Source organism: Azonexus fungiphilus (assembly GCF_003634965.1).
Taxonomy (GTDB): domain Bacteria; phylum Pseudomonadota; class Gammaproteobacteria; order Burkholderiales; family Rhodocyclaceae; genus Azonexus; species Azonexus fungiphilus.
Map to the genome: position 1 here is coordinate 269,441 of NZ_RBXP01000014.1, position 12,492 is coordinate 281,932.

Here is a 12,492-nt window from a genome sequence, read left to right on the forward strand (position 1 = left end):
CGGAAAGCTGACCGGTCCGGATTCCGCCGTCTTTGGCGGAGGCTGCTGCTCGCTGCATCGTTGCATTTGAGCGAGCAGGACATCGCATGAAGCGTGCCAGCACCGCCAAGCGCCGTTTGGCGGCAGATTGCGCGGCGGCTGGCGGATTTTTCGCACCACAAGCGTGCCGCCGCGACCAAAGTGGTGCGGCGGCACGGCGCGAGTCAGCCTTGCCGGCTCACCATTTCATTTCGCCCTTGGCGACCTTGGCGCCGATGTCGAGGGCAATGCCCAGCCCGGCTTCCGGATAGGCGCTGCGCATCGCCGCGATCAGCGCGGCGGCGTCGCCGGCCTGGCCCTGTTCGTGCGCGAAGCGCTGCAGGTAGTTGCGGGTGTGCTCGATGCTGCTGGTGTCGAGCGGCGTGCCCGGGGCCATGTGGCCGGGGACGACGACGGCCGGGCGGCGCGCCTGCATCTCGTCGAGCTGGGCCAGCCAGGCTTCGCGTTCGGCGGCGAGCTGGGTGTCGGCGGTCCACACGTGCAGCTTGCCGAAGATCGCGACGTTGCCGGCGATCGCCTTGAGCGACGGGATCCAGACGTAGGGGCGGTGGGCGAGCGGGCCAGTGGTCCCGGAAATCTCGATTTTTTCACCGTCGACCGTCAACGTGTTGCCGGCGATGGCTTCCGGGACGATCGGCTGGCGCGGTGCGTTGACGCCCAGCTTCGGGCCCCAGAAGGCGAGCTTGCCGGCCAGCTTGGCGGCGATCCGGTCGCGAACCGCCGGTGTCGTCACGACCTTGGCCTGCGGGAAGATCTCCTTGAGCGTCTCGGCGCCGAAGTAGTAGTCCGGGTCGGCGTTGCTGACCAGGATCGTGGTCAGGCGGCGGCCGCTGTCGAGGACGTTGGCGGCGATGCGCAGCGCGTCGGCGCGGGTGAAGCCGGTGTCGATGACCAGGGCCTCGCTCTTGCCGCTGACGACGACGGCGTTGACATGGAAGCTGCCGGCATCGGCGTTGTAGACCTTGAGGCTGAGCGGCGGCGTTTCCTGGGCGCCGGCCTGGCCGGCGGCGATCAGGCCGAAGCCGAGGACAGGCAGCGCCAGGCGCAGGAACTTGGAAGTTGGGAACATGGTTTTCTCCGGACAGGTGATTGATGACGGAGTGGATTCTATTGACCATGTATCGCGCAAAAAACAGCGTTTAGGTTTAATATTCATTGCGTAAATCGATTGAATCGGGAGTGTCGCCATGGATCGCCTGACCGCCGCCAGCGTCTTCGTCAGCGTCGCCGAACACGGCAGCCTGACGCAGGCCGCCGACCAGCTCGAGATGTCGGTGGCGATGGTCAGCCGCTACCTGGCGGCGATCGAAAAATGGTTGGGGGCCCGCCTGCTGCACCGGACGACGCGACGGGTCAGCCTGACCGATGCCGGCCAGTCGGCGTTGCATTCCTGCCGGCAACTGCTCGGCCTGGCCGACGACATCGCCGAGCAGGCCGGCGCCGCCAGCCGGGTCGCCCGCGGCACGCTGCGCATCACCAGCGCGTTGTCCTTCGCCGAGGCGCAGCTGGCGCCGGCGCTGGTCGATTTCCAGGCACGTCATCCGGAAGTTGCCGTCATCCTCTCGGCCACCGACCGCAGCGTCGACCTCGCGGCCGAGCGCATCGACCTTGCCGTGCGCATCACCAACGCCCTCGAACCGACGCTGATCGCCCGGCCGCTCGCCGTCTGCCGTTCAGTACTGTGCGCCGCGCCCGCCTACCTGGCGGCGCAGCCGCCGATCGTCCATCCCGACGACCTGGCCCGCCACCGCTGCCTCAGCCACAGCTTCGCCAGCGGCGCCCGCTTCAGCTTCCGGCGCGCCGGCGAACGCTTCGACGTGCCGGTCAGCGACAGCTTCTCGACCAACGACACGGCAATCCTGCGCAGCGCCGTCCTCGCCGGCGGCGGCATCGGCGTGCTGCCGACCTATTACGTCGGCGAAGACCTTCGCCAGGGCCGGCTGCAACGCCTGCTGCCCGGCTACGAACCGGACAGCCTGGGCATCCACGCGCTCTTCCTGTCGCGCCAGTACCAGCCGCTGGCGCTGCGCCTGCTGCTCGATTTCCTGGTCGAGCGCTTCGGCGGCCAGACGCCGTTCTGGGACCGCTGGGAGGCTGCCTGAAGGCGCATCTCGTCCGCAGCTTAAATCGAGGTACCGGAAGTGCAAAATGGTTTTGCAACCGTCGATGAATTGATTCGTTTTGGTTATTTGAAGGATCTGAAGAAATGAAAATCGAATGGAGCGATTTGTACGAGTTCGTGCAAACACCGCCGGGGCCGACTGAAAATTGGGCGCTTAAGGAATTGGCAGAGGAACTGCAACGCTTGAAGGTGGATATCGATGTGCGGCTACTGGGTATCCCTGATGCGTTTCCGGACGGCGGATGGTGCATCCATCAGGAAGACGACGTCTGGCTCGTCTATCACTGCGAGCGGGGGCGGAGATCAGGGCCTGCGATCTTCACCAGTTCATTCGACGCGGCGAACTTCTATTTATGGTGCCGAGTTGCCGAGCCCAAAGCCGGCAACTCGGACGTGGGTAGGCTGCCGAGGTTGAAAGGATAACCATTGTGGCACCGATGTTTGCTATCTCGACCTAAGCTGCGGAAGTCTCAACTTGAGCTGCGGACGAGACGTCTCGTCCGCAGCTTAAGTTGAGACAGGAAAGGCCCGTGAATCCTTGGTTTCTTGAAAGTCTCGCAAAACACTCCGGAACGGTTTGCGCACTTCAAGTTGAGAGTTTTCCATATTCGCGCAGCTTAATCAGAGAGTTTTCCGGTCTACTCGCATCCAATCCACTCAAGGATTGCCCTGTCGGCTTGTTCATCCAGTACGAATTGCTCCCGCAGGCAAAGCGAGCGCACGTTGTTCGCGAGTTTTTTTGCCAGCGTTGCAGCGTCGTTCGGGCCTTCGTCGAAGGTATGGCCGCGCATGCTCAGGCCACGCAAAACGTGATTGACGTCGGCGCGGCTGACCGGAAGCCCAGATTCCTTGCAGCGGTCGCGGACACGTTTCCCGGTTTCCATCAGATGGAACGGTGTTTCCGCGACATCGCGGGAAATCATGGCGATCAGGTTGCGGTATTTATCCGGTGTCAGCAGAGGTACATCAGTCAGCTCGTGAATCTGCCTGGCAATCTTGTAGAGGTTCTTGTCAGCCCAATCGGCGGCCGTTTGGCTTGGCGGGGCGGAATTTGCAGTCGACCTGGTCGGATCGTAGGCCACCCCGCCCGAGCCGCTCCAATTGAACTCGATGGGCTTGGTGTCGAGCGATTCGACAAACTTGCGGAAGGTGCCCTTGCCAGCCCAGTCTGCCGCCAGGCTGCCATCAAGACCGATCAGCACCGTGGCCAGCCGGCCACAGGGCACAGGTTGCCCTGCCTTGGTGACTTCGCTCCTGATCGCCTCAATGACCGTATCCACCAGCTTGCCTGCTTTTCCATTGCCGTTGCCATGGCTTTGCGAGGCCGGAAAGGCGTGTCGTCGGGGATCGTGAATCGTCCCGCCAGATTCCCAACTGACTACCAGTGGGCGGAGATCAAGCGCTTCGATCAAGGCGCGGAAGCTGCCAAATCCAGCCCACGACGAAGCATCGAGACCTTCTATCCGGCTCAGCAGCAGGGACGCAATCTTGGCCAGCGATACCGGCGTCGCCGCTTCGCGCACAGCCTGCTGGATCAATTGCAGTGCCAGCGGGCCACATTCGGCGGCTGACGGGCCAGCGGGCTGTGGCTCAACTGGTGGCGGCGCTGCTGTCTCGTCGAAACTCAAGGCGTTGCGGACGAAGTCGTCCTGGTCGATCAGCAGGTCGGCCGAGGCACGATACGCCGCCGAAGGAAAGCCTATCGCCAGCACGGTGGTACGCCGGTCCCAGCGGCGCAGCTTGCGCAGCACCGGGGTGAAGTCGGCATCGGCGGAAAAGACGATGAATTCGTCGTAACGGGTCTCGTGCTGCAGCAGGTCCACGATGTCCAGCACCATGTTGATGTCGGTACTTGTCTTGCCTTCGCTGGTCAGCGCCGGGCAGTCGATGATCTCGAAACCGGCCAGGTTGAACGATGGCCGGAAGCGCTGGTAAGCCTGCGGATTCAGATAGCAGCGGCGCACCAGAACGCGTCGTTTGGCACCGGGGGCTACCGGTTCGGGCATTTCCAGTGACTTGATCAGCCAGTTCATCCACACCGTCGGGTTGCGGGCGAACTGGTCGGCCGTTTCCTGATCGAGACGGCGCAGGCCGGAATAGACGTTGTCGAAATCGACGAAGAGGGCGCTTTTCATGGTTCTGTTTTCAGGTGATTTTTTTGCAGTCGATTTTCAAAAGGATTTCTTGACAGTGCTTTTCCGGACCCGGAAAATTGCCACCAACACGGCCCCCCTCGGTTGAGTCATTTCGGTGACAAGATCGCTGGGGGGTTTTTCATTGGCCGGCATTTTTCGGCCATAGTTCTGACGCCCAATCTTCGGCCGGCATGCCCATGCCTTCCAGACTCAAGCCGGACTGGACGGGGAATTCCGCCAGCAAGGCTTGGAAGCGGCTGCCCCAGCTGGAGGTTGGATTGATCCGGTCGAGCAGATGCTGGGAAATGCAGAACAGCAGAAACGGCCGTGCCAGACGATGCGCGTTGCCGATGAAAGGAGCGGTCCACGGCAGTTCTTCTGCCGCCGGCAGCTTGGGCTGATCAACGATGTTCCGGTTCCACAGGCGGCTGTGGTGGGCGCAGACATTGCGGAGATAGTTGAGGCTGCGCAGCCAGGAGGCGAACAGGCGGCCGTTGGCGATCCCGTACTTGCTGGCAATTTCATCCTGATCCGCTTCCCTCATCCCGGCGAACAGCGTCGATAGCGTACCGAAATCCCAGATTTCGCAGACCACCCAGATAGCCAGCGGCAAGCCGTACTTTTCCCGGTTGTGGCGGATGAAATCCTCCTTAGAGCGCCCGATCAGGCCGGCATGCTTGGCCAGCCATTCGTGGTGTCTGGTCAGTCCCGATTGCTTGTCCAGCGTCTTGCTGAAACCGGGAAAAAACAGATCCGGATTCAGGTAGGCGAAGCGATCTTTCTCGCCGAGACGATGGGCGATGTCGACCCGCAACGCGATCTCGATGCGCTCCAGCGCGTCCAGCGCCAGCAGGCGCAGCTTCTTGTCGAACACGTACAGTTCGACCGCGTGCTGAAAACAGGTGCCGGGTTTGAATACATCAAGCGCCAGACGATCAACGCGGACCTTGCGGGGCTTGCCAACGCTGCCTGGGTCGAGCGGACAGCAGGCTTCGGAACGCTCGCGAAAGGCGAACCAGTAGCCGCTCAGCCGGTAATAGCCAATCCGTTCCAGGTAATCGAGGGCCCGCGCCCGGTCGGTCACCACCATGCCGCGCGCGATCAGTTGATCAAGTTGCGACTCGTAGCTGGACCAGGGCTTTTCGTAGGCCATCGCGATGGATTACCCGAGGCTGTCGACAAAGGCCTCGGCCAGGCGGGACTGGGTTCGGGCGGTGGCAGCGAGGCGCTCGCGGAGTTGGGCGCAGAGCGCGCGCAGTTCGGTTACGCGGGCGACGATTCGGGATTGTTCGGGGAGGGGCGGAAGAGGTAGCAAGAGCGATCCAATATGAGCCTGATTCACCGTTTTTTGCCCTGCCGTTGTTATAAATAGGCTTTGTATTCTCGATCTGGCGATATCGCTCTCGCCGAACAAGGAGAGAAAGCGGGGCGTAATCACTCCTTGGTCAATGCGCATGCGGATGAAATGGTCACAGTAAATTGCTGCAAGTTCATCGTCATTCAGAATGAACTGGCCGACTATGTCGGCGCTGCCGTTGACTCGCACGATCAGAATGTCTCCTTTTTGGAGGCCATATTTTTTTGCATCCCGCTCGTTGATTGGAATTTCACGCGTATCGCTAAGGCTGATGCGACGATTCTTTATGTCGGCCAGTCGTAGCACCGTGATTGGACTGCCGCCAGTGTCGCCGCGACTAGAGGCTCCGTTTTGGAACTCTGGAAGAAGGTCTCTCAAGGCGACCCACTCCCACCCCTCCGGCAACTCAAACGGTTTTTCCTCGTCGCTGATCGGCGGCAAGGGTTTGTCGCGTTTGATTTTGCCGGCGGCGATCTGGTGGTCTTTTTCTTGTCGGGTCTTTTGCAGCAGGGCGCTGGCTGGTTCGTCGGCGGGGTTTTGCGGGACGAGCAGCCCGCGGACGGCGAGTTGCAAAATCGTCTGTTCCAGGCGGTCGACCGTAGAAGTCCGGTCGAGCAGCAGGTCGAAGTGGGGCGCGATGCGTTGCCAGTTCTCAGTGGCTTCTTCCGCCGTGGCGCTGTTGGCCAGTGCGTCGAACAAGGCACCGGCCAAGCGCTCATGCTGCACCGCCGCTAGCCGCCCCGTTTCCTCCAGCGTATCGCACAGGGCCATCAATTCATCGACGCGGGCGACGATGCGGGACTGTTCGGCGATGGAAGGAACGGGGATCAGGAGAGGATTTAATTTCCCCAGAGAAATGTTGGCGATATTCGTGGTTTGACTCGCACTGTCAATTAGGCTTGATCGGGTGTATTGAGTACGAAGCACAATCATCAGGAACTGAGGCAAGACTGAATGAGGACGTAGAACAGACAAGAAGCCGCCAATTGTTGCCTCGGCAATAGGGATTTCCTTAACGATAGCGACTTTCCCGACAAGTTCACGACTATTAGCCATTGACATAACGATATCGGAGCGCTGAATAATTTGCTCCTCCCGTACCATGAACGACCGATCAATAAAAAGCAGATCGTCCCACTCAATTCGGTCTTGGATGTTGGTAGTTCTCAAACAACCAATTCGACCTTCTGCGGGCTCCTTTGTTTTTTCGTTAGCGGGGAATGTGATGCCTCGTATAACGTCAACTACATGGCCTAGACGCTCCCACTCCCAAGCCAAAGGCAAACAAAATGGCGTCTCTTCATCATCTATCGCCGCCAGCGGCTTCTCCTTACGGATCTTCCCTTCTTTGACCAGTCGCGCCTTCTCGGCACGGATTCGTTCCAGCAGTACGCTGGCTGGTTCGTCCGTCGGGTCTTGCGGGACCAGCTTGCCCTGCACGGCCAGGGTCAGTATCAGTTCGCGCAGGCGGGTGATGCCGCCGGGGGCCTGGGCGACCTGGTCGAAGTGCTGGAGCAGCGGCGGTGTGGCGACGTAGCGGGCGACGGGTTCGCGGGCTGCCAGTGTTGCACTCATGCCTGCCCCGCCAGCGATTGTGCGAGGATGGCCTTGAGCTGGTCGCGCAGTTGCTGCGTTTCTGCGGTCAACCTGCCGTATTCGGCCAAAAGCGCATCCGGGTCGTGGGCGATGGCGTCGGGGCTGTGCGGGTTTTTCTGGTCGAGGTTGTAGCCGTTAGCCTTGAGGGTGGAAATGTCGACCTTCCACGCGTATTCGTTTTCGACGCGGGCCTTGAAACCGTCGGCCTCGTCGCCCCACCATGCTTTTTCGGCGGCGAATTCCTCGATGCGGATGGGCTTGGTCTTGGAATAGCTTTTGTAGCCGGCCGGATAGGGATGCTCGTAGTACCAGACCTCCCTGGTCGGCGCGCCCTTGGTGAAGAACAGCAGGTTGGTCTTGATGCCGGTGTAGGGCGCAAAGACGCCGTTAGGCAGGCGGACGATGGTGTGCAGGTTGCACTCGGTGAGGAGTTTTTCCTTGATCCGCGTTTTGACGCCTTCGCCGAACAGCGTGCCGTCGGGCAGGACGACGGCGGCACGGCCGTTGTGCCGGAGCAGTTCGATGATCAGTACGAGGAAGAGGTCGGCAGTTTCCTTGGTCCGCACGTCGGCGGGGAAGTTGGCTTCGGTGCCGGGTTCCTCGGTGCCGCCGAAGGGCGGGTTGGTCAGGATGACGTCGACCTGATCACGTGGTCCGTAATCGACCAGCGGGCGCGACAGGGTGTTGTCGTGGCGGATGTTGTACGGCACTTCGATGCCGTGCAGCAGCATGTTGGTGGTGCACAGGAGGTGCGGTAACTGCTTCTTTTCGACGCCGTGGATGGCGGCTTGCAGCAGGGCGTCGTCTTCGACGTTCTTGCGCTGGGTTTTCAGGTGCTCCAGCGTGCAGGCGAGAAAACCGCCGGTGCCGCAGGCAGGGTCAAGAATCTTTTCGCCAAGGCGCGGATTGACCTGATCCACCATGAATTGGGTGACAGCGCGCGGCGTGTAGAACTCGCCTGCATTGCCGGCGCTTTGCAGATCCTTGAGGATTTTTTCGTAGAGGTCGTTGAAGAGGTGACGGTCGCTGCGGTTGTTGAAGTCGATCTCGTTGATCTTGTTCACCACTTGGCGCAGCAACTGGCCGGACTTCATGTAGTTGAAGGCATCCTCAAATACCTGCTGGACGACGTAGCCGCGTGGATTGCGCACCGGATCGGCGTTGAGATTCTTGAGCTTGGGGAAAAGCGTGTTGTTGATGAAGTCCTGCAACTCCTCGCCGGTCATGCCCTCGCTATCGGCCGCCCAATGGCGCCAGCGCAGATGCTCGGGAATGGGCGACTTGTAACTGTCGCGCAGGATTTCGAGTTCGGTTTCCTGGTCGTCGAAAATTTTCAGGAAGAGCAGCCAGGAGAGCTGGGAAATGCGCTGGGCGTCGCCATCGACGCCGGCATCCTGGCGCATGATGTCCTGGATGGATTTGATGAAGGTGGTGCTGATGGTCATGAAACTTTGCTGTCCTTAAATTATGGGATGGCTGATCAAGCAACCATGCCCATCACCTCCTGAATGCACTCATCCAGAAACGCGGTACTGAAGCTGTGCGCTCCGGCATCTTGTGCCATATCAAGCAGAAAATCGTTGAAACCGTATGTGCGCGGAAAGTATGAAAACGATTTGAGCTTGTAGTAGCGTCCAGCCCGCATGAAGCGGCTACTGATCAATCGCGCAAGCGCTAAAGAGTCCTCGTAGTTCACACGTTCGCTAAGATTGATGTGTGTCACACCGGAACAAGGTGAATGATCCCTTGTTGCTCCGAACTGCGCCAGCGTATTCAGATATGCTTCCGCTTCTTCATGCCAACCGAAAACGATGACTGGATTGGCTGAAACGCCGTAGATGCACTCCCGATGCTTTTCTAGCCAGTCGAGTGTTTGAGAAATGGTGTCATCGTTCTCACCGGCAAAAAGCAGGATATTGACCTTCACTTTGACCTGGTTTTCGGCACAAGCTTCAAGCAGGCGGGATGCGCGTTCAAGATATTTCTCCGGATCCCGCGTTTTCTGCATACGGAGCAATTGTGTTGGCGAGGCACTCTCCAATCCGAGGTCGAGGATACTCATACCCGAACTCGACAAGGCGGGGAGCAGTTCGGGTTTGATGGTGTCGACGCGCCCCTCTGTCCGCCATTTGACTGTCATCCTTGCCTGATCGAGCGCAACCCTGAGTCCATCGGCCCAACGTTTATTCGGGACGAACATTGACGTCTCAAAATAAGGCGTCATTTCGATCAGGTCATCAGCCAGTAGCGTTGATTCAAGCTCGTCTACCAATACGCTGGGGGATTTCAGAGGCTGGAGCTTTTCATCCTTTTCTTGGCAGAAGCTACAGCCCATGCCGCAACCACGAGCGATTTCGATGCTCGGCTGATAGAGACTCCTGTTGTGCAGCAGGCTGTAATCGAGACGTGACGCGATGCTTAGTCCCATTGGCGCCTCACCGAAATGGAGGGCCTTCGTGCCGGTAACCAGCTCAACGATACGTTCCTCAGCTAAACCCGGAATGATCAGGTCAGCCTCCGGCAGCATCGCTCTGAGTTGATCAGGGCGGTTGCCGATAACCCATCTGCCACCAACGATAATACGCAGGTTTGGAAGCAGCGCTTTGGCTTCAGCAATGAACTCTCTGGCCCAAGCAACAGCATAGAAGCTTGGTATCGAGAGCAATGCCGGCAGTCTGCTATCAGCAAGCCCGTGGGCGAACGCCGTTTGCAGGGTTTCATTCGGCGCAGAAAAATGGCCATGGATCACAACTGGCGCCAGCCCGTTGCGCTTCAGAACAGAGGCGAGTGAGAGCAAGCCGTAATTCAGGTACTGGTTGAGCCGATTGAGACGGTTGTTGGCTTTCTTCGTGCTGAGTTGTCCAGCACTGATACAGATGACCTGCGCCATAAATTACTGGTACAGCGACCGCTCAAGCTCCCGGAGGGCTGCCTGATACTGAGGTTTTCCACCAAAGGCCTGAATGATTTCTACGGGCGAGCCGAACTGATCCAGCGGCGCCACGCGAAGCACCTCCATCTGCTCGATATTGCCGATGCCTTCGTCAGCATATTTGTCGAGCAGGAGTTCCAGTACCTTGCGGGCAGTGCCACCGTATTTGGTGAAGTAATCTCGTTTCTTGACCTGGTTTGCTCGTTCGCGCCGAGTGAGCGGTTTTTGGCCGAAGGCAATGTGGCAGATCAGATCGAATGGATCTACATCCTTGCCGGTTTCCTTGGCCAGTTCGTCAAAGAATATGCCCTGCTCTTCCAGTTCGGCAATGATTGCGACCTTCTTGTCGGCGTCGTTCCAAGTCTGCAGGAAGTTATCCAGCGAGGTGAAGCGCTTGTTGATCTGAATCCGCGTGAAGTCCTTGAGCGATTCGGTGATCAGCTTGCCATCGTTGCCGTAATACTGAACCCGCTCATTGACGACATAGACCGGAACATCGTCGATGACGTATTTGATACGCCCGCCACCGGGCGGGTCTTCATTCATTCCGCCTTCGCCGGGGCCGGCCGTCGTGGTACCCGACTGATCTCCAGCCGTCGAATCTGCGTCGCCGGGAGGTACTACTGGGTCTGCTGACTGCGGCTCATAAATCACCACCGGCTCGCCATCGAAGGCTTCATCGGCAAACAGTTCGGTGGCGCGCTTGAAATCGAGAATCGTGAACCAGAGCTTGCCGTAGTCTTCGTCAATCCGTGTGCCACGACCGATGATCTGCTTGAACTCGGTCATCGAGTTGATCGTTCGATCCAGGACGACGAGCTTGCAGGTCTTGGCATCGACACCGGTTGTCATCAAACGCGAGGTACAGGCAATGACCGGGTAGGCTTTGCGCGGGTTGATGAAATTGTCGAGTTCGAGCTTGCCTTCTTCGTTATCGCCGGTGATTTGCATCACGTACTTCGGATTCTGGCTGGCAAGATCAGCGTTGGCATTGATCAAGGCTTGGCGCATTCGGGCCGCGTGGTCGATGTCTTCGCAGAAAACAATCGTCTTCGACATGCGGTCTGTCGCCTTGAGGAATTCAGTGATTCGTTTGGCCACTGCCTCATCCCGCTGTGTGAGGACCAGCGTCTTGTTCATGTCGGAGGCGTTGTAGATACGGTCTTCGACGACTTGGCCCTTGCTGTCTACCTTCCCCTGCGTGGGGCGCCAACCAAGATCCTTGTCCATGTCTACACGAATGACTTTGTAGGGCGCCAGGAAACCATCCTCGATCCCTTGTTTCAGCGAGTAGGTGTACACCGGGTCGCCAAAATAGGTGATGTTCGAAATTTCTTCTGTTTCCTTGGGAGTCGCGGTCAGGCCAAGGTGCACTGCGGAACTGAAGTAATCGAGAATTTGCCGCCAGGCGGAGTCTTCGGCAGCGCTGCCGCGATGACATTCGTCGATCACGATGAGATCAAAGAAGTCAGGGCTGAACTGTTTGTAGATGTTCTGTTCTTCTTCATTGCCGGTAACCGCCTGATACAACGACAGGTAGATTTCGTAGGATTTGTCGACCTGGCGCTTCTCGATCTTGGTCATCGCCCCGGCAAAGGGCTTGAAATCGTTGGTTTTGGTCTGGTCGACGAGGATGTTGCGGTCGGCCAGAAATAAAATGCGCTTCGCTGCCCGTGCTTTCCAGAGGCGCCAGATGATCTGAAAGGCAGTGAAGGTCTTGCCGGTGCCCGTAGCCATGACCAGAAGGACGCGATCCTGCCCCTTGGCAATGGCTTCAACAGCGCGGTTGACGGCGTTCAACTGGTAGTAGCGAGGCAATTTGCCGGTCGTGTAGTAGTCCTGTGAGAACACAGCTTCTGCAGCAGCAGTAATGCCTTTCCAGTCCAGATAACGCTGCCAGAGCACATCCGGCGAGGGGAATTCATCCAGCGCGATCTCGCACTCAATCAAGCCGCCGCTGGCGGTTTTGTCGTGCCACAGGAAACCGTCGCCGTTGCTGGAGAAGGCGAAGGGTACATCGAGCATCTCCGCGTAGGCTAGACCTTGCTGAATGCCGTCACGGACCGAATGCTTGTTGTCTTTGGCCTCAACCACGGCGATGGGAATGCCGGGTTTGTAATAGAGAACGTAATCTGCACGCCGGATGGTTTTTTCATCACGTTTGGCCTTGTTTCCACGGACAACAACCCGACCGCTCGTGAGGTTCACCTCTTCGAGAAATTGCGTGTCTCGGTCCCACCCACTGGCCTCGAGGGCTGGCGTGATGAACTTGGTACAGATGTCCCGCTCGGAAAGCGACTTTTTGTCCATT

9 protein-coding genes and 1 pseudogene are annotated in these 12,492 nt (G+C 58.8%); 2 read left to right on the forward strand and 8 right to left on the reverse strand.

Going from position 1 to position 12,492, the window contains the following annotated elements; genetic code table 11:
• Positions 1 to 217: 217 nt before the first annotated feature.
• The gene (locus DFR40_RS08910) at positions 218 to 1,108 is read right to left on the reverse strand and encodes an MBL fold metallo-hydrolase (protein WP_121458119.1); all 891 of its coding nucleotides are present in this window, start codon (positions 1,106 to 1,108) and stop codon (positions 218 to 220) included.
• Positions 1,109 to 1,226: 118 nt separating this feature from the next.
• Between DFR40_RS08910 and DFR40_RS08915 the strand changes: the two genes are divergently transcribed.
• Positions 1,227 to 2,141 carry a LysR family transcriptional regulator gene (locus DFR40_RS08915; RefSeq protein ID WP_121458120.1) on the forward strand — a complete coding sequence of 305 codons (915 nt, stop codon included), beginning with the start codon at positions 1,227 to 1,229 and terminating at the stop codon, positions 2,139 to 2,141.
• Positions 2,142 to 2,245: 104 nt separating this feature from the next.
• Entirely contained in the window at positions 2,246 to 2,584 is a 339-nt protein-coding gene (locus DFR40_RS08920) for a hypothetical protein (RefSeq protein ID WP_121458121.1), read from the forward strand.
• 215 nt (positions 2,585 to 2,799) lie between these two features.
• On the opposite strand, the gene DFR40_RS08925 is transcribed toward DFR40_RS08920, so the two are convergent.
• The 7 genes and pseudogenes from DFR40_RS08925 to hsdR form a co-directional block, all read right to left on the reverse strand.
• Positions 2,800 to 4,296 carry an NYN domain-containing protein gene (locus tag DFR40_RS08925; protein WP_121458122.1) on the reverse strand — a complete coding sequence of 499 codons (1,497 nt, stop codon included), beginning with the start codon at positions 4,294 to 4,296 and terminating at the stop codon, positions 2,800 to 2,802.
• 139 nt (positions 4,297 to 4,435) lie between these two features.
• Positions 4,436 to 5,449: an Abi family protein gene (locus tag DFR40_RS08930; protein WP_121458123.1), complete on the reverse strand. Its 1,014-nt coding sequence runs from the start codon at positions 5,447 to 5,449 to the stop codon at positions 4,436 to 4,438.
• Between the two features lie 9 nt (positions 5,450 to 5,458).
• Positions 5,459 to 5,959 (reverse strand): restriction endonuclease subunit S, encoded by a 501-nt coding sequence (locus tag DFR40_RS17570; RefSeq protein ID WP_425453941.1) that lies wholly within the window; start codon positions 5,957 to 5,959, stop codon positions 5,459 to 5,461.
• Between the two features lie 429 nt (positions 5,960 to 6,388).
• A pseudogene (locus tag DFR40_RS17575) lies at positions 6,389 to 7,228 on the reverse strand (restriction endonuclease subunit S); the annotation flags it as partial.
• On the reverse strand, positions 7,225 to 8,694 hold the full coding sequence (locus tag DFR40_RS08940) for a type I restriction-modification system subunit M (RefSeq protein WP_121458125.1): 1,470 nt from the start codon (positions 8,692 to 8,694) through the stop codon (positions 7,225 to 7,227). The gene DFR40_RS08940 and the pseudogene DFR40_RS17575, both read right to left, overlap by 4 nt.
• A gap of 35 nt (positions 8,695 to 8,729) precedes the next feature.
• On the reverse strand, positions 8,730 to 10,139 hold the full coding sequence (locus DFR40_RS08945; protein ID WP_121458126.1) for a B12-binding domain-containing radical SAM protein: 1,410 nt from the start codon (positions 10,137 to 10,139) through the stop codon (positions 8,730 to 8,732).
• A 3-nt stretch (positions 10,140 to 10,142) separates the two neighbouring features.
• Positions 10,143 to 12,491: an EcoAI/FtnUII family type I restriction enzme subunit R gene (gene hsdR, locus DFR40_RS08950; RefSeq protein WP_121458127.1), complete on the reverse strand. Its 2,349-nt coding sequence runs from the start codon at positions 12,489 to 12,491 to the stop codon at positions 10,143 to 10,145.
• Between the last annotated feature and the right edge of the window lies 1 nt (position 12,492).

Excerpts from the sequence above, each read along its gene's own strand:
- DFR40_RS08940 (WP_121458125.1), bottom strand. The coding sequence starts at position 8,694 with ATGACCATCAGCACCACCTTCATCAAATCCATCCAGGACATCATGCGC.
- DFR40_RS08910 (WP_121458119.1), bottom strand. The coding sequence starts at position 1,108 with ATGTTCCCAACTTCCAAGTTCCTGCGCCTGGCGCTGCCTGTCCTCGGC.
- DFR40_RS08915 (WP_121458120.1), top strand. The coding sequence starts at position 1,227 with ATGGATCGCCTGACCGCCGCCAGCGTCTTCGTCAGCGTCGCCGAACAC.
- DFR40_RS08920 (WP_121458121.1), top strand. The coding sequence starts at position 2,246 with ATGAAAATCGAATGGAGCGATTTGTACGAGTTCGTGCAAACACCGCCG.
- DFR40_RS08945 (WP_121458126.1), bottom strand. The coding sequence starts at position 10,139 with ATGGCGCAGGTCATCTGTATCAGTGCTGGACAACTCAGCACGAAGAAA.
- DFR40_RS08930 (WP_121458123.1), bottom strand. The coding sequence starts at position 5,449 with ATGGCCTACGAAAAGCCCTGGTCCAGCTACGAGTCGCAACTTGATCAA.
- hsdR (WP_121458127.1), bottom strand. The coding sequence starts at position 12,491 with ATGGACAAAAAGTCGCTTTCCGAGCGGGACATCTGTACCAAGTTCATC.
- DFR40_RS08925 (WP_121458122.1), bottom strand. The coding sequence starts at position 4,296 with ATGAAAAGCGCCCTCTTCGTCGATTTCGACAACGTCTATTCCGGCCTG.